The sequence below is a fragment of the Bacteroides sp. A1C1 genome (genome assembly GCF_004328515.1).
Classification (GTDB): domain Bacteria; phylum Bacteroidota; class Bacteroidia; order Bacteroidales; family Bacteroidaceae; genus Bacteroides; species Bacteroides uniformis.
In genome coordinates this window covers 355,220-381,237 of record NZ_CP036491.1, presented here as the reverse complement: position 1 = coordinate 381,237, position 26,018 = coordinate 355,220, and the positions used below count along the sequence as shown (strand labels likewise).

Here is a 26,018-nt window from a genome sequence, read left to right as displayed (position 1 = left end):
ATATCAGTTTCCGACAAATAGAAGGAATTAAAAAACCGTACGTCTTTAGTAGGCGTGCGGTTTTTTTTATATCTTTGCCCCCATTGATAATTCATAACTTATAACTCATAACTCAATGAAATACGTTCGTATACTTTGTGCCGTAGCTTTGGTTTTTGCATTGTGCTCGGCTTTTACAATGAAAGATAAGGAAAAGGCTGTATATGCTTTTGGTGTGGCGGCTTCTTTCAATGACTCCATCGTATATTATACAGACATCCAGGTATTGGACAGCGTAGAGCTGGATAAGAATGGATTCTTGCCCAAGCGTGATTTATACACTTACCAGCTCAAGAACTATCTGGAGTACAATCTGAAGAAGCCGGACTATACTTGTATGATTTATTTCTCTGAAAACAGGAAAAAGTTGGAAAAAGAGGCTGTAAAGGTAAAAGGTAAGTATAAGAAGAGTAAGAATATGGTTTTGCAGGTGGTGAAGCCTGAAGCTTTCACATTTACAAAACCGCAGGAATAATTTAGGGAATATACATATGATGAAATCCAGACTCTTTCTACTATTGTGGATGTGCTGCTCGGTTTTACTGACAGCATGCGAAAACGAGGATCCCATACCGGAACCTCCCGTTGCTGGTAGCCGCACGGTACTGGCATATCTTGCGGCAGATCATCGTGGTACACTTAATAATTTGTCTTCTTTAGCCTTATTAGATTTGGAGGAAATGAGATTGGGTATGGCAAAAGTGAACAATAGTAGTAATATGCGCCTATTAGTTTATATTGATACTGATTCTTCTCCACGTCTCATTGAGTTGAAAAATGAAGGTGGTAAATTGCAGGAAACAACGGTAAAGACCTATGAAAATCGTAATTCTGTGGGTGTGGCTGAGACTTTGGAAGTCTTTAATGATGTCTTTAAAAACAGTGAATACAGAGCTGAAAGCTATGGTTTGATTTATTGGTCGCATGGAGATGGTTGGATTCCTAATCCACTTCCTTCTACCAGATGGGTAGGGCAAGACACAGGTTCGGGCACTCATTACATGAATATTGAAGATTTGGTTACAATATTGTCTGCTGATGCTGTTCCTCATTTTGATTTTGTCTTGTTCGATGCCTGCTTTATGCAGTCCATTGAAGTGGCTTATGCCTTGCGCAACTTTACTGATTATTATATTGGTTCACCTACAGAAATACCTGGACCGGGGGCACGCTATGATGTACTTGTTCCTGCGTTGTTTTCGGACGGTGAAGTGGCGTTGAAGGTAGCTGCCGCTTATTACGAGCCTTACAAGAAAATTTATAATGGAGGGAGTGGAATATCCAATACGAATTGGACAGGCGGTGTTTCCGTTTGTGCGCTACAGAGTTCAGTGTTAGAGTCTTTGGCAAGTATTACCAAGCAAGTCTTGTCAGAGAATGCTGATAGTGAGGAATTGCGTTCTCTTGTTTTTAATTACGACCAACGTCGTGAAAGTAGTAATATTGGTTATTATGATTTTGTCCAGCTGATGCAACAGTTAACTGATGCTTCTGGCTTTGCTACTTGGAAGCAGGTTTATGATATGGCAGTACCCTATTGGGAGACTACTTCCAAGAACTATTCTGGTTATACCGGCATGTTTTCTATGGAAGGTTCAAGCGGTGTTTCCCATTATATACCGTCTTTGTCTAAACAGGCGGCTGCCGCAGCGTTTCGTTCCACGGATTGGTATAAGTCTGCCGGTCTTTCCAAGCTGGGTTGGTAAGGCTATTCAAAGTTACATATTGTATAAGGCTGTGTCCGGAAAAAGTATATGAGTGCTTTCTCATAATCTATTTTTAGGCGCGGATTACGCGAATTACGCGGATTAGTTAATCGAATCCGTGAACTTCGCGTAATCCGCGCCTAAAATATATCTATTAAGAGTACTTTTACCCCTTCTTTTTATGCCTATTCTTGTTGAAAATTAGTTATTTAACAATATTTTCTTATGGAAATTATGTTTTATTGAAAATAATTCTTTTCTTTGCATCGTCAAACTTAAAAAAACAAAGAATTATGAAATATGTAATCATTGGCGGTGTAGCAGGTGGAGCCACGGCAGCCGCCCGACTAAGAAGAGTGGACGAAATGGCTGAAATTCTCTTATTGGAGAAAGGCCCTTACATCTCGTACGCTAATTGTGGTTTACCTTATTATATAGGCGGAGTGATAGCAGAGCGCGAGAAGCTGCTGGTGCAGACACCCGAATCTTTCGGCAAGCGCTTCCGCATTGATGTGCGTGTGCAGAATGAAGTAATCGCCATCCATCCCAAAAACAAGACCGTTACCATACGCAATGTGGAAGGCAAGGAGTACGACGAAAGCTATGACAAACTTTTGCTTTCTCCCGGTGCCAACCCCGTGAAGCCCCCCTTGGAAGGCATTAATTCCGAAGGCATCTTCACGTTGCGCAATGTAGAAGATACCGACCATATCAAGGCTTATATCTCAGACAAGCAGGTGAAGCGCGCCGTGGTGGTAGGTGCCGGTTTCATCGGATTGGAGATGGCAGAGAACCTGCATCATGCAGGTGTCCATGTGTCCGTAGTCGAAATGGGTAATCAGGTAATGGCGCCTATCGATTTCTCCATGGCGGCACCCATCCATCAGCATTTGTTACAGAAAGGCGTCTCCCTCTATCTGGAAGAAGGCGTGACCCATTTCAAGCGTACGGACAACGGAATCACTGTATTCCTGAAAAGCGGAAAGACCATTCCTGCCGATATGGTGTTGCTCTCCATCGGTGTGCGTCCTGCCACTGTATTGGCGCAACAAGCCGGCTTGAAGTTGGGCGAGATGGGCGGTATCTGGGTAGACGAACACTTGGAGACTTCCGAAAAAGACATCTATGCCGTGGGCGATGCCATCGAATATCCTCATCCGCTGACCGGAAAGCCGTGGCTCAATTACCTGGCAAACCCTGCCAACCGCCAGGGACGTATCGTTGCCGATAATATGGTGTTTGGCAATACCGTCTCCTACGAAGGAGCTATCGGCACCTCCATTGCCAAAGTATTCGACATGACGGTAGCTTCTACGGGTCTTGCAGCCAAACGCTTGAAGCAGTGGGGCATGGAATACCAAAGCTCGGTGACGCACTCGGCATCTCACGCCGGTTACTATCCGGATGCCCTGCCTTTGACTTTGAAACTGACTTTCCATCCTAAAACCGGTAAACTCTATGGCGCGCAATGTATCGGTTACGAGGGGGTGGACAAGCGAATCGACCAGATTGCCGGACTCATCAAGCAGGGTGGCACAGTCTACGATTTGATGGAGACGGAGCATACGTATGCACCTCCTTTCTCCTCAGCCAAAGACCCCATCGCCATTGGCGGATATGTGGCATCGAATATTATTAGCGGTGCTATGCCCGTCATCTCTTGGCGCGAGTTGGTGGAAGAGAAGGATAAAGTGATGCTGATAGATACCCGTACGCCCGAGGAGTTCTCTTTCGGCACCATTCCGGGAGCTGTTAATATTCCGTTGGATGAAATGCGCGAGCATTTGGCAGAGATACCTACGGACAAGCCGGTAGTGCTTTTCTGTGCTGTGGGTTTGCGTGGTTATCTGTCCCTGCGCATCCTGATGGGACGCGGTTATCGCAATGTGCGCAATCTGATAGGTGGTTATAAGACCTATTCCATGGCAACAGCGCCTCTGCCGTCTCCATCTGCTCCGGCAGGAGGTGACTCTTCTTCTGCTTCTTCGGCTGCCTCTGCTGACAACGACGATGTTCCTGCGGCGGCATCTGTCTCCAAAAAGGAACCGTTGAAGATAAACGCTTGCGGCTTGCAATGTCCGGGACCTATCATGCAGGTGAAGAAGGCGATGGATAGCATTGCTGTGGGCGAGCGTGTGGAGATTGTGGCTACCGATGCCGGTTTTGCCCGCGACGCCTCTGCCTGGTGCGATACAACGGGAAATAAATTGATAGAGAAGCATGACGAGAAAGGACGCTATACGGTAGTCATCGAAAAAGGCGCTCCGGCTTGTACATCCGCTTCCAACACTCCCGTAGCCGGGGGGAGGGGAAAGACGCTGATTCTGTTCAGTGACGACCTGGACAAAGCGCTGGCAACCTTCGTTTTGGCAAACGGAGCAGCGGCAACGGGACAGAAAGTAACCATTTTCTTCACCTTCTGGGGACTGAACGTCTTGAAGAAAGTGCAGAAACCCAGCGTGCAGAAAGATTTCTTCGGCAAGATGTTCGGCATGATGCTGCCGGCCAGTTCTTTGAAACTGAAGTTGTCGCAGATGAATATGTTTGGCATGGGCAGTCGCATGATGCGCTTCCTGATGAAGCGCAAGGGTGTGGATTCTCTGGAGTCGTTGCGCTCGCAAGCATTGGCGCAAGGAGTGGAATTCATCGCTTGCCAGATGTCTATGGATATGATGGGCATCCGGCACGAAGAACTTCTGGATGAAGTAACCATCGGTGGCGTGGCTACCTATATGGAACGTGCGGACAAAGCAAATGTGAACTTATTTATATAGGAGAAAAAGATATGGAGACTTTATGTAAAATTCGTGATATTTATCGGGCTATTGCCGAATTCGAGGTGCAGTTTACGCAGATGTACGATTTGTCACTGAATGAAGGAATGCTGTTGTGCACGCTGCTCAATACTCCTAAGCTTACCTCCAGTAAGATAGCTGAGGCACTGGGTTTGTCTGCCTCCAACACTTCAAAGGTCATTCGTTCCGTAGAGGAAAAGAAACTCATTACCCGTCTGATAGGTAAGGAAGATAAGCGTCAGATGCGTTTTTTTCTTACGACAGAAGGCAAGAACCGGATTTCGGATATCAAGAATGCTACTTTTGAATTGCCGGGGCTGTTGCAGCAGGTGGTCAGCCTCGTATAGCTTTGTATAAAAGCAAATAAATATCGTGTTTGCAGGAGGTTAATATCCTGCAAACACGATATTTATTTTTTGTATGACACGTTGTTAACTTCTTGCACGACATGTTGTTAGTATCGTGTATTGCACGCTATTAATTGTTTGTATCTGTTCATGTGTATTTCCATCTTTTATTACTGAGAAATTTACTAAGAATCCTTAATAATATTTTTTCGACAATTCTTAACTCTTAATCAATTCTTTTCTCTGTTTTAAATAACGAACTTGATTGGAAAAGCCATTCCAGATAGTATGGGGGGCATAGCTCCGTACGTATGGATATGGTGGGAGGATGGACGAACACTCTGCCTTACTCCTTGTTTACCTGTGAGAATGTGGTGAGTATTGCTATTGAGCTGAACGGGCAGCACCTTTACAAGTGTACATCAAACCTTGCGTAGAACACCGCATAGTGTTGCGCTCTATTGTACGCTGGCTGCCCGAGCATTTTAATTATTCATGATGATACGGCCCCCCATTTAGTATGTTCATTGCCCTGTAGAGTTGTTCCACAAAAATGAGGCGTACCATCTGATGGGAAAAGGTCATGCGTGAGAGGGACATCTTCTCGTGTGCCGCTTCGTATACTTTTTGAGAGAATCCGTAAGGGCCTCCGATAATAAATACCAGCCGTTTGTTTACGGTATTCATCTTGCGCTTCATATAGTCTGCAAACTCTATGGAGCGCATCTCTTTTCCACCTTCGTCCAGCAGTACGACCACATCTCCCGGCTGGAGAGCTTTCAGTATCAGTTCCCCTTCTTTTTCCTTCTGAACTTCCATAGAGAGGCTTTTGGTGTTTTTCAGTTCGGGGATGACTTCCATCTCGAATGAGAGATAGCGCTTGGTGCGTTGCACATAGTCGTTGATGGCTGTTATAAAGTGTTGTTCTACAGTCCGTCCTACGACGAGCAGAGTAGTTTTCATACTGGTTCTGTTTTGATTAGCGCACAAATTTAGCATTTTTTTATTGTATTTTGAGACAAATGCTTACCTTTGCCTATCATAAATACTTGTGAAAATGAAAAAACGGGTAGTCTTTTTGTTGACCGGTCTCTTCATTTGGACGTCTGTGCTGCTGGCCCAGAACGTTCCCGAGGGAGTGATTGGGGCCTTCAAGGAAGGAAGCTCTCAGGAACTCAACAAGTATCTGGGTGACAAGGTCGATTTAATCATTCAGAATAAGTCGACCCACGCCGACAAGCGGACGGCAGAGGGCACAATGGCTGCTTTCTTCTCCAACCACAAGGTTGGCAGTTTTAATGTGAACCATCAGGGGAAACGTGATGAGTCTGGTTTCGTCATTGGTACCTTGACGACCGCAAATGGAAACTTTCGGGTGAATTGTTTCTTCAGAAAAGTACAGAACAAATATGTTATACATCAAATAAGGATAGATAAAACAGATGAATAAGGAAGAAGAATTGATTGACAGGCTGATAGACCTGGCTTTCGCCGAAGATATAGGCGATGGAGACCATACAACCCTTTCATGCATTCCTGCTACGGCAATGGGCAAGTCCAAACTGCTGATAAAAGAACCGGGCATACTGGCCGGTATCGAGATAGCCAAGGAGGTGTTCCGTCGTTTCGACCCTACCATGAAGGTGGAAGTGTTTATTAATGACGGTACAGCCGTAAAGCCGGGTGATGTGGCCATGATTGTGGAAGGCAAGATACAGTCTTTGTTGCAAACGGAGCGTCTGATGCTGAACATCATGCAGCGCATGAGTGGCATTGCCACCATGACACATAAGTATGCCGAGCAATTGAAAGGTACGAATACCCGTGTACTCGATACCCGCAAGACTACTCCGGGCATGCGTATCCTCGAGAAAATGGCGGTGAAAATCGGTGGCGGTGTAAACCACCGTATCGGCTTGTTCGACATGATTTTGCTGAAAGACAACCATGTGGACTTTGCGGGAGGCATTGACAAGGCCATCAACCGTGCGAAGGAATATTGCAAGGAAAAAGGTAAGGACCTCAAGATAGAAATAGAAGTGCGCAACTTCGACGAATTGCAGCAAGTACTCGACCTGGGTGGCGTAGACCGTATCATGTTTGACAACTTCACCCCGGCAATGACAAAGAAAGCTGTGGAGATGGTAGGTGGCCGCTATGAAACGGAATCTTCCGGTGGCATCACGTTTGATACGCTCCGCGACTATGCCGAATGCGGTGTAGACTTTATTTCCGTAGGAGCTTTGACTCACTCTGTGAAAGGATTGGACATGAGCTTTAAAGCATGTTGATAAAGGCGGAAAGCATTATTGCAGAATAATAAGGAAAGCCTCTCATAAAGAATGCTGCATTACGGCAGATTTATGAGAGGCTTTCTATTGGTAACTAGCAAAGTAGTGGCTCTTGGAAAAACAGAAGGTGTATTGGGGTGAAACAGGTGGTCTGTTTGGGACGGATAGATGATGCGTTTGGCTATAACGGATGATGTGTTTCATAGTAATGGATAATAGTGTAGGAAGATATGAAAAACATAACATGGAATAAAGTAAAAACAACTGTCAAAGATTGGCAAGTGGGAGACTACATCCGGCAGACTTCCATTGTGGTGATTGGCGTACTGATTACTTTTGTCGGTAGTGAGTTGGTTACTCAAAACTCCGAGAAAAAGGATATTCAAGCCACCATGTCGCTGATTAGGGATGAACTGAAAAGTAACCGGGAAAATTATAAGAGTATCGTTTCAGAGTTTAGAGAGGATGAACGTCTTTCCAGCTTATTGGTGGAGCATGACTTAAAGCATCGGACGATACCGGAAGATTCATTGATACAGTTCCGCTTTCTTATGGGGCATATCCGCAGTTTTTATTATAGTCAGAATGCATTGGATATACTTAAAAACTCCATGTTGATGCAGAAGATTTCAGATAAAGAGCTACTGTTGCAGTTGACCGGAATCTATGAGGTATTGGATGGATTTAAGGCAACTATGAATGGCTATTACGATATGAAGGACGAAATTATGGTTCCTTTCCATTTGGCATTGACTGACGAACAGACGGACCAGATAAATCGTGGAGGATATGAGGCGTGGGATATTTACTTGTCGGACAGGTCGGTACGGAACTTTGTCAGGGTAGCGCAGAACTATTTCACGCCGGACTATGTAGAACGTGTGGGAAAACGTATAGACGAGGCAATACAAGCGCTTGAAAAGAAGTATCATTTAGAATAAAAAGATATGGGAAAGATAAACTTTAATAGGCTGAACCATACGGTAAAAAGTTGGCACATAGGTGATTATTTCCGTCAGTTCAGTATTGTGGCTGCGGGTATCATTGTCACTTTCTGGGGAAGTGACCGGATTACCGAGAATGCCCGTCAAAAGGAAGTGCGTGCTACGATGCAGTTGGTAACGGAAGAGTTGGAATATAATAGGCAGGAGCTCCGTAATATAAAGCACTTGTTGGATATTGACATACACATGAGTCTGTTGTTGAGGGAACATGATATGGATGTATCCAAGATACCGATAGATACTCTGTGGAAGTATGGCAAGCTTTTCAATAATATGGATGAATTCTCTTATAGGACAGATGCGCTGGACGTGCTGAAAGGTTCTTCATTGATGCAGTATATACCGGACAAACGTATGTTGCAGGATGTATTGCAGACTTATTTTGAGTTGGGCAGGAAACAAAAGGATGTCAGTGATTACTATGCAACGAAAACAGATGCTCTTATGAGTGCTGCCATGTCCAGGGAGTTGGCGCATGTTTTTGATGGTGACGACAGTCTTCGGGACCAGGCCTTGTTTCTTGTGCAGTATAAGAAATTTATCAATTACGTCAACATGGTTCCCGGTTTTCTGTATTGGCATGAATTTGATGAATTGGATGAGATGCTGGACAAGCAAATACAGGCTTTGAGAGCCAAATATAAATAATCTCCGTTCTTTAACTTCTTTTTAGAATTAATTCAGCAGCATTTTCCGCAATGCTGCGTCTAACTAACAAACGACGCGAAGAGGCGTCCGTAAAACGAGCACTGACATTGGAAAATGAGATAGAACTGATTGAGGGCTGCCGGGCAGGAAAGGATTCCGCCCGAAAGGAATTATACACCCTCTACTCCAAGCAGATGCTGGCGGTATGTTACCGCTATACGGGCGATGTCGATGCGGCCCATGACGTATTGCACGATGGCTTCATCAAAATTTTCACCCACTTCACCTTCCGTGGCGAATGTGCATTGGGTACCTGGGTGACAAGGGTAATGGTGACGCAGGCGATAGACTACCTGCGGAAACAGCAACGTTTCAGCCAACTGGTGGTGAATGAGGAACAATTGCCCGACATTCCGGATGAAGCGGGCATTGCCGAAACTGGAGGCCGCATTTCCGAAGAAATGCTGATGGCGTTCGTGGCGGAACTTCCCGATGGATGCCGTACTGTATTCAACTTATACGTCTTTGAGGAGAAATCGCACAAGGAAATAGCCGAAATCCTCCACATCAAAGAGCATTCGTCTACCTCGCAGTTGCATCGTGCCAAGTGTTTGTTAATAAAAAGAATTAAAGAATATACTGAATATGAGAGAAAATGATGAAATAACCGGTTTATTCCGCAGTCGTCTTGCCGGCGCAGAGATGACAGTGCGGGAGGACTTCTGGGAAGGGTTGCAACGTGACTTGCCGTCACCGGTTGCCGCAAAAGGCAGGAGGCAGCTTTTTCTTTCTCCGAGGTTTCACCGCGTAGCCGCAGCCGCCTCTGTTGTATTTGTACTGGGAGCTGCTTCTGCCGCTTTCTGGTATTTCTCTCCGAAAGAGGAAATCAAGGAGGCCTTTACACAAGTGGCGGCCATGACGCCGGAAGGTAACTTGAACGGGGATGTGGTGCAGGAAAGTTTTCCCTCTATCCATCAGGCCAACCCCATGGCACAAAAGCCCGGTACACAGCATCCCGCCAACGGCATTCCGGCAGGATTGACGGCGCAGGCCGATGAGGATGAATCCGTGTCTGTCCATGTTTCCATCCGGATTACCCAACGGGTGTACGGAAACCGGCAGCAGCCGGGAAACGGTTATTACAGTAACGGAACTCCGGCCGGAAACGGAAACTACCATTCAAATCCTGGCCATAAGGATGCTGATATAGATAGAATGCTGCCATCTTCTGAGGAAGAACCGGCAAAGTCTGTGGCTGTATCGCCATCCAAGCCCCGTAATTGGGCATTGAAAGCAGGCATCGGCATTTCCCTGCCGAAAGGGAATTTTCATATGCCGTTCACGGCCGGGGTAAGCGTGGAACGTCGTTTGAACAAGCATTTCTCCTTGGAAGCTGGTCTTCAGTATAATTGCTTGGATGGTGACCATACGTTGCATACGCTGGAAGTTCCGGTAAGGCTGAACATGATGCTGGCCAGTACGCCGAAAGTGGATTTCTATGCTATGGTAGGCGGAGCAGCCGAGAAATGCATTGCAGGTGCTCCGGACAATGGTTTCGGCGCAGAGCCGGTACAGTTGTCGGTTGCTGCCGGAGTAGGGGTACGCTATAAAATGAACGACCGTTTTGCCTTGTTTGCAGAGCCGTCTGTATCCCATCATTTCGATACGGACTCGCAGACAAGAACCTTGCGTACGGAACGGCCCACCAATCTGAATCTGTTGTGCGGCGTGCGCATGACTTATTAATCTTAAATACCATACAAATATGAAGACTCTATACAATAAATTACATATATTCGGGCAGACTATGCTGCTCATATTCTTTACTCTTTCTGTTCTCTCTTTGGGCTCTTGCAGCAAAGAAACGTTGGACTACAACCATCCGGATGTAGACTTGTTTGTCAAGCAGTTGAAGGCTGGTAAATATTCTACCCAAAGTCCGGATGGATTGAGTAATATGCCCAAGTTCACTTCCGAAGATATAGAGGAATTGCTGAAGTATGCCGAGGACTTGACGGTTATTCCCTCTTTCCCCTTGGCTCCGGTATCCTATTCGGCAGGTGGTAAGTTGCGTTTGGGCGAATGCATCTTGTGGACGGTAGAGACTATCCGTCTCGGGAACAACGCTTCAATGGGATGCAAGATGGTGCATACGGATGCGGAGAATTATGAAGGTATTTACTTCCTTTCGGACGAAGAGGTGCTGGATGCCGCCTCGCGCTACCGCCGTTGGTGGGAAACCCGTAAGTATCCACGGACTATGTGGACGATTGATCCCTGCTATGACGAACCACTTTGTGGCAGTGGATATATGTGGTGGTGAAATGTTTTTAGGGATTAGGGATTAAGGATTAGGTATTAAGTAATCAAACTGTCAAGTGAAGAGATTTATACTTGTAATGGGGTTGCTCTGTGCAGTAGCCTTCCCTTTTTATGCCCAAAATTGGACTTCTCAAGACTCGTTGAGGCTGAACCGGTTGCTGAAGGGAGAAGGGGAGGTGAAGCTGAATCCGGAGGTATTGAAGGAACTTGAAATGAACAGTTCCTTAGGTACTCCGAAAGCGGTGACGGACAAGTCATGGATGGATTTTGATAATTCGCTGCCCGTCATACCGAAAGTGCCCGAGAAAAAGGTTGTGCTTACCCTACGCCCTTATACGGCCAATACTAAATATAATTGGGACCCCATTTACCAGAAAAAGATTAAGGTGGACAAAGATACTTGGCGGGGAGACGAATTTTATGCACTTAAGATTCTGATGATTCCTACGAACTGGGCTAAACATCCGTTTGATGCTGGTCCGCGTGAGACGGTGGAGCAGATTGAAGCAACCGGTTTGCGTTACCGGGTGACGGAGCGGGCCAATAATATGGCTGTGGGCGGTTGGCAGGGTACCAGTGGCGGTGGAATTTCCGGTTTAGACCTGATGGCGCCTTTTACCCGTGAGTTTTGGAATTTCAAAGGTCGCAAGCGCCGTGCCCGTACGCTGGAAGTATTGAAGGCGTATGGAGATTCGATAACTGTTTTGGAACAACAGTAATTTATCACTTTTTGTCAAATTTTGAACTTTCTTTCTCCCCTTCTTGTTTTCATTAGTAAACCTTTAAAAAAAGTAATAATGAACAGAGTGACTTCTCTATTCGGAATAAGATATCCGATAATTCAAGGTGGTATGGTGTGGTGTAGCGGCTGGAGACTTGCTGCTGCTGTAAGCAATGCGGGAGGGCTGGGCTTGCTCGGCGCAGGTTCGATGCATCCCGAAACGTTGCGGGAGCATATCAGGAAATGCCGTGAGGCTACGCATCATGCTTTTGGTGTGAACATTCCCTTGATGTATCCCCAGATAGAAGAGATAATGCAGATTGTGGCCGACGAGGGAGTGAAGATTGTATTTACATCTGCCGGCAGCCCGAAGAAATGGACCGGTTGGTTGCACGAGCGTGGCATCACGGTGGTGCATGTTGTTTCGTCCTCGCGTTTTGCCGTGAAGGCTGAAGAGGCGGGTGTTGATGCAATAGTTGCCGAAGGCTTCGAAGCCGGTGGGCATAATGGGAGGGAGGAGACTACCACTCTGTGCCTGATACCTGCTGTACGTGCAGTTACTACACTTCCGCTGATTGCCGCCGGTGGCATTGCAACGGGTGAGGCCATGTTGGCTGCCCGGGTGCTGGGTGCGGAAGGTGTGCAGATTGGTACACGCTTTGCCTTGACGGCAGAGAGTTCTGCAAGCGAGGTGTTCAAGGATTACTGCTTGCATTTGGAAGAAGGGGATACCCGTCTGCTTTTGAAGAAGTTGGCTCCGGTGCGTCTGGTGCGCAATAACTTTCGCAGCGCCGTAGAGGCTGCTGAGGCTGTGGGAGCTTCAGAGGAAGAACTTCGTATCCTTTTAGGGCGCGGCCGTGCCAAACGTGGTATTTTTGAGGGTGACTTGGAAGAAGGGGAACTGGAAATAGGGCAGGTATCTGCCTTGCTGCATGGAAAGGGAGTGCAGTCTGTGGCGTCGGTCATGCAAGAGTTGGTGGAGGAGAGCAGAAGGGCGTGGGAGAGAATGCAGGAATTGGATCTCTGACTATTCCCGTCTTTTGGTATCATATAACACTAAAAAAGGAATATCCCCGAAATCACCGGGAATATTCCTTTTTTAGTTTCAACTTATAACCTTTTATCCTTTGGGGATATTGGTTGTGTCTTTTGCCATATTTCCACTTGTGGTAGAATTACTTGTGCCATTGTTGCTGGTAGTGGCGCTACCGGTAGCCATATTTGTAACACTTTTACCGGTTGTCTGTACAGCGGGTTGTTCTTCCCAATGGAACGGTTCGAAGCTACTGTTCGGGTCAACCCAGGACGGTTTCTTGGAAGCATAAATAATGAATGGGGCAATGACTACAATCAGCGCACCGATGATGAGTACGGAGAACCATACTGTGTTGCTGCCTGTTGAAATCTGGCTGGGCGGGATAAAGCTCAGTACGAATGCCAGCAATGATCCGCAGAAACCAAGACCACCGATGAGCCACATCAATCCGTTGCCATTCTTGCCGATACGGAACGGACGGTTCAGCTTCTTCATCTTATAACGCAGCACGATGGCTCCGGAGAACATCAGCATATACATGATAAGATAGAGGACTACGGTCAACTGTGACAGAATCTGGTAGAAACTCTGTACGGAAGGCATGACTACGAACAGAAGGCTCAACACGGTTACTGCACCACCTTGTACATAAAGGATATTCTTCTGTACGCCCAGCTTGTTTGTCTTTTGGAAGAACGGAGGCATGTAGCCTGCTTTTCCTACGGCAAAGATACCTTTGGACGGACCGGCAACCCATGTCAATACACCTGCCAGTACGCCAAATGCCAAAGCGATGGCAATAATCGGTGACAGCCAGGAAGCACGGATGTAATGGAAGTAGTTGTCGAAGCCTACAAGCAGACTCTGTGTCAGACTGATGTCTTTGGCCGGGATGATGATACCCAGTGAGAAAGTACCGAGTACGAAGATGATAACCGTAATGGCCGCACCGATGAACACTGCCTTCGGATAATTCTTGGAGGGATTGTTCACGTCTTTTACGTGAATACCGCCCATTTCCATACCGGCATAGAAGAGGAAGATACTGGCAGCAAGCACCACGTTGTCGAAGTTCGTCAAGTCGGGGAAGAAGCTGCTGTGGAAATCCAGGTTGGAGTGTCCGCCGGTGGCAAGGTAGATGATACCTAGGATAATCAGCAGTGCGGCAGGAATAATGGTCCCGACCAGGCCGCCGACTTTTGCCACTTTACCTACCCAGCTCATACCCTTCATGGAGATGAATGTGGCTAGCCAGTAGATGATGAGGACAACGACGAGCGAGTAATATTTGTTGTTGGCCAGTGACATGTCGTGTACGTCGTTCATGCCGATGAAAGCAATGGATACGGCACCGAATGTCAATACGGTAGGATACCAGATTGTACTTTCAATCCATTGTACCCAGATGGCAAGGAAGCCCAGCTTTTTTCCGTAGGCTTCGCCTACCCAGCGGAACACACCGCCTTGCTTGTCTTGAAACATGGCAGCCAGTTCCGCGGCGACAAGTGACGTCGGAATCAGAAAAACAATGGCTGCAAATAAGTAGTAGAAGGCCGAACTCATTCCGTACACGGCCTCGGCAGGAAGTCCACGTAGGGATACTACTGCCGTCACATTCATGATTGCCAGGGTAAATACCCCCAGCTTCACTGTTTGTTTAATATTTGCCATAAGTTAAGGTTTTAGATGAAAAATATATTCAAAATCAGCGTCTATAACAACACTTGGGAAGAGTTGTTCCCAACGGATAAGTGAAAATTCCGGTTTTAACTATTCAGGAAGCATCAGCTTTAGGCGCGGGCTTCTGTGCCGCTTTCTTGTAGAACTCTTCTTTTTCCTTATTGCGCCGTTCGACCAGGCTCGTTACATACACTGTAAAGATAGGGAACATCATCATGCCCAGCGCAGCCAGCAGTACAGACAGTACCCGTCCGGTGGGAGTGACTGCTATGATATTGGAACCTACCGTCGTCACATCCATAAATGCCCACCACAAAGCATCTCCATATCCTTTGACCAGAGGATTGGGACCATGCTCCATGACATAAAAGGCCAGGCTGGAAAAATAGACGGTGGCCAGCAGCATGGTAAGATAGGAAACGAACAGTCCCGATGCACGGTTGTACGTCAGCCAACCCACTACGATAGCCATGGCATATCCACCCCGTACTAATGGGATAAAGCGCAACATATAGGTTATTTCCGGTGAGAAAGTCCATCCCATATAGGCAATGATATTTTGGTAAGGTATGGCTACCAGTAGGAAAATGAAATGTGTGGCTACATAGTGCCCCTTCTTCTCTGCCAGAAACCATTCCAACACAAAATCAGCCAGGAACAGAGCGCATATCCACAGCTGTACTTTCATGTAGACTGACTGTTCGTAAAAGGGAATCCCCTTGAACGTGTCGACAGAGATACTGATGACTAAAAATAACGAAAGTATCAGTATGATGACATGTAATATGCCGTAAATACCTTTTTCCCGCAATACAAATTCTGATAGAGCCATTTTCATGATGAAGTCCATTATGAAGTTATGAGTTATTAGTTATAAGTTATTTGCTAATTACGATGCATATACCAACAAATAACTCATCACTTATAACTCATAACTAAAAAATCTTATTCTGTAATTGTCACGTTATCACCGTTGAACACACCCAGACCGAGCTTGTTCATGATGAACTTAATTGCCGATTGGGCCTTTACGGAATTTCCCGCTTCGTCCAGGGGAGGAGCGAAGGCCGATACCCCCATGACACCGGGCAATACGGCCATTACGCCGCCGCCCACACCGCTTTTGGCCGGTATGCCGGCGGTGTACATCCAGTCGCCTGAATGTTCGTAGAAGCCTACGGTAGAAATCATCGACGTGATTTTCGGTGCCAGGCTGGCTTCGAACACCGTTTGTTTGGTGACTGGGTTCACACCGTTATTGGCGATGGTTCCTGCGGCAATGCCCAGTTGCTGGGCCGTGATGCCGAGAGAACACTGGCGGGTATAGAGGTCGAGTGCCATATCCGGATCATCGTAGATGCGGTTGTAGTTTTTCAGCAACCAGGCAATGGAGCGGTTGTTGAAATTGGTAGCCGTTTCCGATTTGTACAGTTCGTCGATGAGTTGCGGGGCAGAGCCGCATAGCTCGGTAATGTTCTGTACAATGGCATCCCATTTCTTGTCGGAGTTTCCTACTGGCTGCACCATGGAACAGGCTGAAATGGCACCGGCATTTACTAACGGAGTGGAAGGGTGGTCGTTTTCCAGCAAAATGGCGATGATGGAGTTGAACGGTAGTCCCGTGGCATCGGCACCTATCATGTCCAGCACTTTCTGTGCGCCGTATTGGCGCAGGATAAGGATGGCTGTGTGTACCTTCGAGACGGACTCTATACCGAAACGATAGTCTGTATCGCCTATATTGATGGTCTGCCCGTTCATCAGGCAGATGCTGAGTCCGAACAGTTTGGAGTCTATGTTGGCAAGGTAGGGGATATAATCCGCATTCTTGCCTCCCGTACTGCCCTTCACCTCGTTGTAGGCTTCTTGGGCAACCTCCTTTATTTGTGAAATTGATATTTTCTTTTCCATATTAGCTGTTACTTTTTATGTGTACGGCATCCGTGATTGAATATTTTGGCTTCCACCGGCAGATTCTTTTCCTGCGCCATACGGGTGGGAGTCGGGTAGTCCAGTTTCTCCAGCTCCGTGATGGCATTCTTGATGTCACCCAGCAGCATGTCTGCCATGTCGCGGCTGAATCCTTGGCGAACAACGACACGCATTACGACATAGTCTTCCAGCTTTGAAGGCAGAGTATAGGCGGGTACCATCCAACCGTGTTGTGACAGCTTGTCCTGCAGGTCATAGAGAGTCCATTTGGCAGCTTTTGCATATTCCGGTTTCAAGTACCAGATGAACAGCGGGTTCACAACTTCGTCGGAATAGTTTACGAACGGAGCCATCTTGCCGATTTCGTCATGGATATACTTGGCGATGGTCAGGGAGTTGTACTGTACTTCCTTGTAACCCTGGAATCCCAAACGGATGAACTGGTAATATTGACCCAGAATCTGTGCGGCAGGACGGGAGAAGTTCAGGCCTACCTGAGTAATGTTGGCACCGAGGTAGTTTACGCTGAATGACATTTCTTCGGGCAGATATTCCTTGCCTTTCCAGCAAACCCAACCCAGCCCCGGATAAACCAGGCCGAATTTATGTCCGCTGACGCTGATGGAGAGTACCCACTTCAGACGGAAGTCCCACTTCTTTTCGGGATAGAGGAACGGGAGGATGAAACCGCCGCTGGCGGCATCTACGTGGATAGGAATGTCGTAGCTGGTCTTTGCATTGTAGGCATCGAGGGCTTTGTCGAGGGCTTCGACGTCATCGTTCAGTCCTGTCCATGTAACACCTTGGATAGGCACGATACAGATGGTGTTCTCATCACACATCTTCAAGGCTTCTTCGGGGTCGAGCGTGGTCTTGTCGAGTGTCAAGGGCACTTCACGCATTTCAATCTGCCACAATTGGGCGAATTTTTCCCATACCACCTGGAAACCGGTTGAAATAACGAAGTTGGGTTTGTCGAACGGTTTGCCTTGTGCTTGACGTTTCTTGCGCCAGCGCAACCAGGCTGCCACACCACCCAGCATACATGCCTCCGAGGAACCGATAGCAAGTGCGCCGGTTTTCCAGGTTTCTTTTTCAGGAGAGTTCCAGAGGTTGGCCACGATGTTGATACATTTACCGTTCATTACGGCGATGCGCGGATATTCGGTCTCGTCGATGTAGTTGATGTTGATGGCTTCGTTCATCAGCTTGGTGGCATATTCGTCCATATAGGTAGTGACGAATGTAGCCAGATTCAAGCGAGGCTGCGTTTGGGCGAAGGTCTCGTCTTTCACCATCTGATAGGCGATTTCCGGGGTAGTAGGTCCGTCGGGAATCTTTTCTACGGGTGAGGGTTGTAACATACGGTTTGAGCCGAATACTTCAGTTTTTGCATCTCCTTTTCTGAAATTCAAATCTTCCATATTAATAAGTTTTTTAAAGGTTTAGGCGGCGGGGCTTTTCCCCGTCGAATATCCCACAACAACGGGGTTTGCGGATGAAAGTTCCGGGGTTTTGCATTATTTGGCGTTTATTAAAGGGCAGCGTAGTAAAATCTTAAAAAACGAACATTCTGAAGGTGGGTTTGTTGTTCCCACATTATTCATTTAATTAATATACTACTATATGAAAATCAATACCGGAAGGGGTACAATCCCCCTAATCACGCTTGTCGGCATTTGGTCTGTCTCTGCATTGACTTCCTTGCCGGGGTTGGCCGTGTCACCTATTTTGGGACAGCTTACCACCATTTTTCCACATGCCACGGAATTGGATATACAGATGCTTACCTCCCTGCCTTCGCTGCTGATAATTCCTTTTGTGCTGTTGGCGGGCAAGCTGGCCGAGAAACGTGACTTTGTGCGTCTGCTGAAAGCGGGACTTTGGATGTTTGCCGCCAGTGGGGTACTTTATCTTTTTTCGGACAAAATGTGGCAGTTGATGGTGGTCAGCGCTTTGCTTGGCATCGGTTCGGGGGTGATTATTCCGTTGTCCACCGGTCTGGTTTCACGTTATTTCACGGGGGAATATCGGGTGAAGCAGTTTGGTTACAGTTCTGCCATCACCAATGTGACGCTGGTTGTGGCAACGGCGGTGACTGGGTGTCTGGCAGAGGTAAACTGGCACTTGCCTTTCGTGGTATATCTGCTTCCGTTGGTTTCTCTGCTGCTTGTCGGATATTTGAAGGGGGATACCGGTCAGCCGCAGACAGCAGAAGATACGGCTGCCGTTGTTCCGGAGGAATCCAAACGTGCGGTTCCCGGTAAATACGGCATCCATATCCGCCATCTGCTACAGTTGATGCTGTTTTATGGCGTCACTACGTATGTAGTGCTGGCGGTTACTTTTGACTTGCCTTTTTTGATGGAGGCCCATCACTTCTCCAGCGGAAATTCTGGATTGATGATCTCCTTATTCTTCTTTGCCATTATGGCTCCGGGTTTCTTCCTGGGGCATATCGTGAAGTGGATGGGGAAACACACAAAGTTCTACAGCCTTTTGTCCATTGCAGTGGGTTTGCTCTTGATATGGATTTCGCCTAAAGAATGGCTGATAATACCGGGATGTATGTTGGTTGGTTTGGGATATGGTGTCATTCAACCGCTGATTTATGACGAGACAGTAGATACGGCCATACCGGAAAAAACAACTTTGGCACTGGCCTTTGTAATGGTGATGAATTATCTGGCGATTCTATTGTCCCCGTTCATTACAGATTTCTTTCAGACCTTGTTCCACACTAATTCCAAGGAATTTCCGTTTATTTTCAACCTCTGCATCACACTGCTCGCTATGTGGTGGGAGTATGCGAGGAAGAAGGATTCTTTGTTGGGGAGGAGTTATGAGTGATTTGTTGGTAATTGTGCTGCGCTATCATGCTGAAAGAAAAACACCAACAAATCACTCATCACTTATCACTCAATGGCTTCATATTTCAGCCCGAAGACGTCGGCTACAGCTTTGTATGTTACTTTGCCTTCCACTACGTTCAATCCCTGCGCCAGAGCCGGGTCGTCCTTGCAGGCTTGTCTCCAGCCTTTGCATGCCAGGGCTACGGTGTAGGGCAGGGTGGCATTTGTCAGTGCCATGGTGGAGGTGAAGGGTACGGCGCCGGGGATATTGGCAACGGCGTAGTGTACAATTCCGTCCACAATGTAGGTAGGGTCGCTGTGCGTGGTGGGGTGGGAGGTTTCGAAACAACCGCCCTGGTCGATGGCTACGTCTACGAGTACCGTACCGGGTTTCATCATCTTCAGCATTTCGCTGGTGATGAGGTGTGGGGCCTTGTCACCGGGGATGAGGACGGAACCGATTACCAAGTCGATGTTCGGCAATTCCATCTTGATGTTATGGGTGGAAGAATAGAGTGTCTTTACGTTTTTCGGCATCACTTCACTCAGGTAGCGCAGGCGGGGAAGGTTGATGTCGGCAATCAGTACCTCGGCACCCATTCCGGCAGCTATCTGTGCGGCATTGGTGCCCACGATACCACCTCCAAGGATAAGTACGCGTGCGGGACGTACGCCCGTTACTCCGCCCATCAGTTTTCCCTTGCCGCCTTGTGGCTTTTCAAGGAAGCGGGCTCCTACTTGTGTAGCCATGCGTCCTGCCACCTCACTCATAGGAGTAAGTAGCGGAAGTGAGTGGTCTTCTTTTTCCACGGTTTCGTAGGCAATGCAGACGGCACCGCTTTCAATCATGGCTTCGGTTAGTAATTTATCGGCTGCAAAGTGGAAATAGGTGAATACCACTTGTCCCTTTTTAATCAGTTTGTACTCCGGTGCAATAGGTTCCTTTACCTTGACAATCATGTCGGCTGCGGCATACGTGTCTTCAATGGTCGGTAAAGTCTTTGCACCTACGGCGATGTAGTCATCGTCGGAGAAACCGCTGTTTACGCCTGCTGTGGCCTGCACATACACCGTATGACCTTTTTTCACCAATTCGGCTACTCCGGCAGGGGTCATTCCCACGCGGTTCTCGTTGTTCTTGATTTCTTTAGGTACTCCGATAATCATAACCTTAAAGTTTTAATTGGGGGGTTAAACATGGCGCAATATAGCGATTTCCCGGCTTGGGTGTTATCGGTGCATCTATGTTCTTCAACAGAATTTTTATGCATGTTTTAATCAATGATAATTGTAGCTTTCTGTAGGTAGAGAGAACTATTCTTTTTATATTTGCATGCATTTAAAATAATATTGACTGTACAAAATATGAAATATTCTATATTTTTCTCTCTTTTGTTCTTTATTGGTAGTGTGCAAAGCGGCTATGCCCAAGAAACCGATACAGACAAGCCTTCCTTCATCCCGCCTTTTGATTTTCCCATCACTTTCTCCGGTAACTTCGGCGAGATACGTGCCAACCATTTTCATGGCGGACTGGATTTCAAGACAGGTGGCACCATAGGCAAGCCGGTACGCGCTCTGGCAGACGGATATATTTCGCGTATCCGCGTCACCCACGGCTCAGGTTATGTGCTCGATGTAACTTATGACAACGGCTATTCGACGATAAACCGCCATTTGAGTGCTTTTGTGGGTGACATTGCCCGTCGGATAGAAGATTTACAATATGAAAAAGAAAGCTGGGAGGTGGAAATAACTCCCGACCCCGATGAATATCCCGTGAAGGCCGGTCAGATAATAGCTTTAAGCGGAAACACCGGTTACTCTTTCGGTCCGCACCTGCATCTGGATATGATAGAGACGGCTACGGACGAATATATAGACCCGTTGCCTTTCTTCATGAACAAGGTGAAAGACAAGACTGCCCCGCGTGCCGAAGGTATCATGCTGTTTCCACAGCCGGGAAAAGGAGTGGTGGAGGGCAAGCAGACGCGACGGGCTTTTCCGGCACATCCAACAAAACCCATTACCGCCTGGGGACTGATTGGTGCAGGTATCCGTGCCTACGACTATATGGACGGAGTGCAGAATAAATATGGTGTGAAGGCGGTGATTCTCGAAGTGGACGGCGAGGAAGTCTTCCGCAGTACGGTAGATCGCTTTGCCTATGAGGAGAACCGCTATATCAATTCGTGGACACACGGCCAGTACATGAAGTCTTTCATAGAGCCGGGCAACCACTTGCGCATGCTACAGGCATCCAACGGCAATCGCGGACTGGTGGACATCAACGAAGAACACCCTTACCGGTTTGTCTATACACTGAGCGATGCGCTGGGAAATACCTCTAAAGTCCGCTTTACAGTCCAGGGACAGAAGACGATAATTGCTCCGGTGGAATGTCGTGAGAAATATGCCCTCAAATGGGACAAGGTGAACTATCTGCAGGAACCGGGGCTGGAATTGGTCATCCCGAAAGGAATGCTCTACGATGATGTCTTGCTGAACTATTCCGTGCGGGCTGATAGCGGCGACATAGCTTTCACCTATCAATTGAACGATACCCGTATTCCTATGCACAATGCCTGCGATTTGCGTATCGGCTTGCGCCGGCGTCCGGTAGAGGATGTGACCAAATATTATGTGGCGGGCGTAACGGCGCGCGGTGGAAAATACCGTATCGGCGGTAAGTATGAGGATGGTGTCATGAAAGTGCGTATACGGGATTTGGGGACTTATACCGTGGCGGTGGATACGGTTCCGCCGGTGATAACTCCCGTGAACCAAGCCCAATGGGGACGTACGGGAAAAATCATCTTCAAGGCCAAGGACAAGGAAACCGGCATCAATACCTATCGGGGTACGATTGACGGGAAGTATGCCTTGTTTGGAAAGCCCAATTCCATCAGCGGTAACCTGGTGTGCGAGCTTGACCCGAAACATGTGGAGAAAGGCGGCAAGCACGTGGTGGAGATGACGGTGACGGATGGCTGTGGCAACCGTACCACCGAACAGTTTGATTTTGTATGGTAAAGACTGAAATATTTAGTAACATTATAATTTAGAAGTATGAAAAGTAAAAGACTGACTCTTTCCGTCTTGTTTGTTGTGGCAGCCGTGGCGAATGCGCTGGCCTGCACCAATCTTATCGTGGGCAAGAACGCTTCTGCGGACGGTTCTACCATTGTTTCCTATTCTGCCGATTCTTATGGTTTGTTCGGCGAGTTATATCATTATCCTGCCGGTATGCACAAGAAAGGTACGCTGATTGACATACACGAGTGGGACACCGGCAAATACCTCGGGCAGATAGAGCAGGCCCGCCAGACGTACAATGTCATCGGCAATATGAATGAGTTCCAGCTCACTATCGGTGAGACGACATTCGGCGGACGTCCCGAGCTGGTGGATACCACCGGCATCATCGACTATGGCAGCCTGATTTACCTCGGTCTGCAACGCTCACGCACCGCCCGCGAGGCCATTAAGGTGATGACGGAGTTGGTGCAGGAATACGGCTATTACAGCAGTGGCGAGTCCTTTACCATTGCCGACCCCAACGAAATATGGATTATGGAGATGATTGGCAAGGGACCCGGTGTGCGCGGTGCCGTATGGGTGGCTGTCCGCGTGCCCGATGATTGTATCTCTGCTCATGCCAACCAGAGTCGCATTCATCAGTTCAACATGAACGACAAGGAGAACTGTATGTACTCCGCCGACGTCATCTCCTTTGCACGCGAGAAGGGCTATTTTGACGGTGTGAACAAGGATTTCAGCTTTGCCGATGCCTACGCTCCGCTCGATTTCGGTGCCCGTCGCTATTGCGAGGCCCGTGTATGGAGCTATTTCAATATGTTTACCGACCGTGGCAACGAGTTCCTGCCTTATATATTAGGTGAGACGAACACTCCGATGCCTCTGTTTGTGAAGCCCAACCGCAAGGTTTCCGTGCAGGATGTGAAGAACGCCATGCGCGACCATTATGAAGGTACTCCTCTCGACATCAGCAAAGATTTCGGCGCAGGCCCGTATCATACCCCGTACCGCCTTTCCTCGCTTTCTTTCAAGGTGGGTGACCAGGAATACTTCAATGAACGTCCCATCTCCACCCAGCAGAGCGGTTTCGTATTCGTGGCACAGATGCGCTCCGAGTTGCCCGATCCTATCGGTGGAGTATTGTGGTTCGGCACAGATGATGCCAACATGACGGTATTTACGCCCGTATACTGCTGTACGGACAAGGTTCCCGTATGCTACACCCGTGTGGACGGCGCCGATTACATCACTTTCTCCTGGAACTCCGCTTTCTGGATTTTCAACTGGGTGGCCAATATGGTTTATCCCCGTTATGACTTGATGATGGGCGACGTGCGTGCCACTCAGACAGAGTTGGAGACAACCTTCAACGAAGCGCAGGAAGGCGTTGAGGCTGCTGCTGCCAAACTACTGGAAAAAGACCCTGCCAAAGCAAAGGCATTCCTTACCAACTATACGAACATGACTGCCCAAAGCACTTTCGATACTTGGAAACGTCTTGGCGAGTTTCTTGTCGTAAAGTATAATGACGGCGTTGTCAAACGTATGAAAAACGGTCAATTCGAACGTAATTCCATCGGCCAGCCGGCAGGCGTAATCCGCCCGGGATACCCGAAGGAGTTCCTTGAAGAGTATGTTAAGCAGACGGGAGACAGATATAAAATGCCTGAATAAAATTAGGATATTTGAACTTATTCTTCTACATTTGTGTCTTACAAAAAAGTTTATATTAACCCTTAAAACAATAACAGTCTTATGGAAAATCAGGAACTGATTAAGCAGGTGACTGAGAAAGCCGAAAAATGGCTTACCCCGGCATATGATGCCGAAACTCAGGCAGAAGTGAAACGCATGTTGGAAAATCCAGATAAAACCGAATTGATAGACAGTTTTTACAAAGACCTGGAGTTTGGAACGGGTGGTCTGCGTGGCATCATGGGTGCCGGTACAAACCGCATGAACATCTACACCGTAGGTGCCGCAACACAGGGCTTGTCCAACTATCTGAACAAATGTTTTGCCGGAAAGAAGGATATTTCCGTTGTTGTGGGGCACGACTGCCGCAACAATAGCGACAAGTTCGCAAAGATTTCTGCCGACATCTTCTCTGCAAACGGCATCAAGGTATATCTTTTTGATGACCTTCGTCCTACGCCCGAAGTTTCATTTGCCATTCGCCACTTCGGCTGCCAGAGCGGTATCAACATTACAGCCAGCCACAACCCCAGAGAATACAACGGCTACAAGGCTTATTGGGATGACGGTGCGCAGGTGCTCGCTCCGCACGATACAGCCATCATAGACGAGGTGAATAAGGTGACGGTGGCCGACATCAAGTTCAACGGCAACAAGGACTTGATTCAGATTATCGGCAAGGAAGTGGATAAGGTTTATCTGGACATGGTTCACTCCATCTCCATCGACCCCGAAGTCATCCGTCGCCAGAAAGACCTCAGCATTGTGTATACTCCGCTTCATGGCGCAGGCCGCGTGCTCATTCCGGACTCATTGAAGGAGTGGGGATTTGAGAATATCAACTGCGTGCCCGAACAGATGGTGAAGGACGGCAATTTCCCGACGGTGGTTTCTCCGAACCCCGAAAATGCCGAAGCCCTTTCCATGGCCATTGCGCTCGCCAAGAAGATTGACGCCGACATCGTGATGGCAAGTGACCCGGATGCCGACCGTGTCGGTATGGCCTGCAAGGACGATAAGGGCGAGTGGGTGCTTATTAATGGTAACCAGACTTGTCTCATTTTCTTGTACTACATCATCAAGAACCGTATTGCAATGGGCAAGATGCAGCCGAACGACTTCATCGTGAAGACCATCGTGACCACTGAACTCATCAAGGCTGTGGCAGACAAGAACAAGATTGAAATGCGCGACTGCTACACCGGCTTCAAGTGGATTGCTCGCGAAATCCGTCTGAGCGAAGGCAAGCAGCAGTATATCGGTGGTGGTGAAGAAAGCTATGGCTTCCTGGCCGAAGACTTTGTCCGTGATAAAGATGCGGTTTCTGCCTGCTCCTTGCTGGCCGAAATCTGTGCTTGGGCCAAAGACCAGGGTAAGACGCTCTATGACGTATTGATGGAAATCTATGTAGAATACGGATTCTCAAAGGAAACCACCGTGAACGTGGTGAAACCCGGTAAGAGCGGTGCCGAAGAAATCAAGGCGATGATGGATAACTTCCGTGCCAATCCTCCGAAGGAAATCGGCGGTTCGGCTGTCAGCTTGATTAAGGATTACAAGACATTGGAGGCTACCGATGTCCGGGGTAATGTAAGCAAGCTGGATATGCCCGAGACTTCCAATGTACTTCAATATTTCACTGTAGACGGCACGAAGATTTCTGTCCGTCCTTCCGGTACGGAACCGAAGATTAAGTTCTATATCGAGGTGAAGGGCGAGATGGGTTGTCCGAAATGCTATGCCGGCGCTGATGCCGAAGCTGAAAAGAAAGTGGAGGCAGTGCGCAAGTCACTCGGCATTTGATAGGAAAGAGGAAAAAATGTGTATATAGTGTTTGGAGAGGCGTAACCCGTGAGGGCTGCGCCTTTTCTTTTTGCTTCTGTGTTGAAAGAAAACTTAAATAAAGACTTA

At 47.7% G+C, this 26,018-nt stretch carries 23 protein-coding genes and 1 pseudogene; 18 read left to right on the top strand and 6 right to left on the bottom strand.

The genetic code is table 11. The features are described from left to right. Positions 1-115 precede the first annotated feature (115 nt). From EYA81_RS01625 to EYA81_RS19855, 5 genes and pseudogenes are all read left to right on the top strand, one after another. Positions 116-514 (top strand): hypothetical protein, encoded by a 399-nt coding sequence (locus EYA81_RS01625; RefSeq protein WP_005832284.1) that lies wholly within the window; start codon positions 116-118, stop codon positions 512-514. Positions 515-533: 19 nt separating this feature from the next. Further along, complete coding sequence (locus EYA81_RS01620) at positions 534-1,745, top strand: clostripain-related cysteine peptidase (RefSeq protein WP_034523208.1); 1,212 nt, start codon at positions 534-536, stop codon at positions 1,743-1,745. A 293-nt stretch (positions 1,746-2,038) separates the two neighbouring features. Next, positions 2,039-4,519: an FAD-dependent oxidoreductase gene (locus EYA81_RS01615; RefSeq protein ID WP_131225302.1), complete on the top strand. Its 2,481-nt coding sequence runs from the start codon at positions 2,039-2,041 to the stop codon at positions 4,517-4,519. 11 nt (positions 4,520-4,530) lie between these two features. Further along, a complete protein-coding gene (locus tag EYA81_RS01610; protein WP_117601275.1) occupies positions 4,531-4,887 on the top strand; it encodes a MarR family transcriptional regulator in 357 nt (118 codons plus the stop codon). Positions 4,888-5,167: 280 nt separating this feature from the next. Next, a pseudogene (locus tag EYA81_RS19855) lies at positions 5,168-5,350 on the top strand (hypothetical protein); the annotation flags it as partial. A 26-nt stretch (positions 5,351-5,376) separates the two neighbouring features. Here EYA81_RS19855 and rlmH read toward each other — a convergent pair. Then, positions 5,377-5,850: a 23S rRNA (pseudouridine(1915)-N(3))-methyltransferase RlmH gene (gene rlmH, locus EYA81_RS01605; protein ID WP_117601274.1), complete on the bottom strand. Its 474-nt coding sequence runs from the start codon at positions 5,848-5,850 to the stop codon at positions 5,377-5,379. A 94-nt stretch (positions 5,851-5,944) separates the two neighbouring features. Here rlmH and EYA81_RS01600 point away from each other — a divergent pair, with 94 nt between their 5' ends. The 9 genes from EYA81_RS01600 to EYA81_RS01560 all read left to right on the top strand — a co-directional run bounded on the left by EYA81_RS01600 (position 5,945) and on the right by EYA81_RS01560 (position 12,900). Then, a complete protein-coding gene (locus EYA81_RS01600) occupies positions 5,945-6,337 on the top strand; it encodes a DUF4783 domain-containing protein (protein ID WP_119962138.1) in 393 nt (130 codons plus the stop codon). Further along, positions 6,330-7,178 carry a carboxylating nicotinate-nucleotide diphosphorylase gene (nadC, locus tag EYA81_RS01595; protein ID WP_117866338.1) on the top strand — a complete coding sequence of 283 codons (849 nt, stop codon included), beginning with the start codon at positions 6,330-6,332 and terminating at the stop codon, positions 7,176-7,178. The genes EYA81_RS01600 and nadC overlap by 8 nt, the downstream gene beginning before the upstream one ends. Positions 7,179-7,408: 230 nt before the next feature. Beyond that, positions 7,409-8,119, top strand: coding sequence for a hypothetical protein (locus EYA81_RS01590; RefSeq protein WP_117965814.1), 711 nt, complete (start codon positions 7,409-7,411; stop codon positions 8,117-8,119). Between the two features lie 6 nt (positions 8,120-8,125). Further along, the gene (locus tag EYA81_RS01585) at positions 8,126-8,830 is read left to right on the top strand and encodes a hypothetical protein (protein WP_117601270.1); all 705 of its coding nucleotides are present in this window, start codon (positions 8,126-8,128) and stop codon (positions 8,828-8,830) included. A 50-nt stretch (positions 8,831-8,880) separates the two neighbouring features. After that, a complete protein-coding gene (locus tag EYA81_RS01580) occupies positions 8,881-9,489 on the top strand; it encodes an RNA polymerase sigma factor (protein ID WP_117601269.1) in 609 nt (202 codons plus the stop codon). After that, positions 9,476-10,576: an outer membrane beta-barrel protein gene (locus EYA81_RS01575; RefSeq protein WP_131225301.1), complete on the top strand. Its 1,101-nt coding sequence runs from the start codon at positions 9,476-9,478 to the stop codon at positions 10,574-10,576. Before EYA81_RS01580 ends, EYA81_RS01575 begins: the two co-directional genes overlap by 14 nt. A gap of 19 nt (positions 10,577-10,595) precedes the next feature. Beyond that, positions 10,596-11,153, top strand: coding sequence for a DUF4943 family protein (locus tag EYA81_RS01570; RefSeq protein ID WP_117601267.1), 558 nt, complete (start codon positions 10,596-10,598; stop codon positions 11,151-11,153). A gap of 55 nt (positions 11,154-11,208) precedes the next feature. Next, positions 11,209-11,871 carry a DUF4858 domain-containing protein gene (locus EYA81_RS01565; RefSeq protein ID WP_117601266.1) on the top strand — a complete coding sequence of 221 codons (663 nt, stop codon included), beginning with the start codon at positions 11,209-11,211 and terminating at the stop codon, positions 11,869-11,871. 78 nt (positions 11,872-11,949) lie between these two features. Continuing rightward, positions 11,950-12,900: a nitronate monooxygenase family protein gene (locus EYA81_RS01560; protein ID WP_117601265.1), complete on the top strand. Its 951-nt coding sequence runs from the start codon at positions 11,950-11,952 to the stop codon at positions 12,898-12,900. 93 nt (positions 12,901-12,993) lie between these two features. Here the strand turns inward: EYA81_RS01560 and gadC are convergent, their stop codons facing one another. From gadC to EYA81_RS01540, 4 genes are all read right to left on the bottom strand, one after another. Next, positions 12,994-14,580: a putative glutamine/gamma-aminobutyrate antiporter GadC gene (gene gadC / locus EYA81_RS01555; RefSeq protein ID WP_117601264.1), complete on the bottom strand. Its 1,587-nt coding sequence runs from the start codon at positions 14,578-14,580 to the stop codon at positions 12,994-12,996. 103 nt (positions 14,581-14,683) lie between these two features. Next, the gene (locus EYA81_RS01550) at positions 14,684-15,427 is read right to left on the bottom strand and encodes a potassium channel family protein (RefSeq protein ID WP_117601288.1); all 744 of its coding nucleotides are present in this window, start codon (positions 15,425-15,427) and stop codon (positions 14,684-14,686) included. A gap of 107 nt (positions 15,428-15,534) precedes the next feature. Next, positions 15,535-16,500, bottom strand: coding sequence for a glutaminase A (glsA, locus tag EYA81_RS01545; RefSeq protein WP_117601263.1), 966 nt, complete (start codon positions 16,498-16,500; stop codon positions 15,535-15,537). 8 nt (positions 16,501-16,508) lie between these two features. Then, complete coding sequence (locus tag EYA81_RS01540) at positions 16,509-17,945, bottom strand: glutamate decarboxylase (protein WP_117601262.1); 1,437 nt, start codon at positions 17,943-17,945, stop codon at positions 16,509-16,511. A gap of 202 nt (positions 17,946-18,147) precedes the next feature. Here EYA81_RS01540 and EYA81_RS01535 point away from each other — a divergent pair, with 202 nt between their 5' ends. Continuing rightward, on the top strand, positions 18,148-19,371 hold the full coding sequence (locus tag EYA81_RS01535) for an MFS transporter (protein WP_131225300.1): 1,224 nt from the start codon (positions 18,148-18,150) through the stop codon (positions 19,369-19,371). Between the two features lie 65 nt (positions 19,372-19,436). Here EYA81_RS01535 and ald read toward each other — a convergent pair whose 3' ends face one another. Further along, the gene (ald, locus tag EYA81_RS01530) at positions 19,437-20,540 is read right to left on the bottom strand and encodes an alanine dehydrogenase (RefSeq protein WP_117965796.1); all 1,104 of its coding nucleotides are present in this window, start codon (positions 20,538-20,540) and stop codon (positions 19,437-19,439) included. Positions 20,541-20,738: 198 nt separating this feature from the next. Here ald and EYA81_RS01525 point away from each other — a divergent pair, with 198 nt between their 5' ends. From EYA81_RS01525 to EYA81_RS01515, 3 genes are all read left to right on the top strand, one after another. Then, on the top strand, positions 20,739-22,406 hold the full coding sequence (locus tag EYA81_RS01525) for a M23 family metallopeptidase (RefSeq protein WP_227201771.1): 1,668 nt from the start codon (positions 20,739-20,741) through the stop codon (positions 22,404-22,406). A gap of 36 nt (positions 22,407-22,442) precedes the next feature. Further along, a complete protein-coding gene (locus tag EYA81_RS01520; RefSeq protein ID WP_131225298.1) occupies positions 22,443-24,086 on the top strand; it encodes a C69 family dipeptidase in 1,644 nt (547 codons plus the stop codon). Between the two features lie 81 nt (positions 24,087-24,167). Next, a complete protein-coding gene (locus tag EYA81_RS01515; protein ID WP_035448791.1) occupies positions 24,168-25,910 on the top strand; it encodes a phospho-sugar mutase in 1,743 nt (580 codons plus the stop codon). Positions 25,911-26,018: the final 108 nt, after the last annotated feature.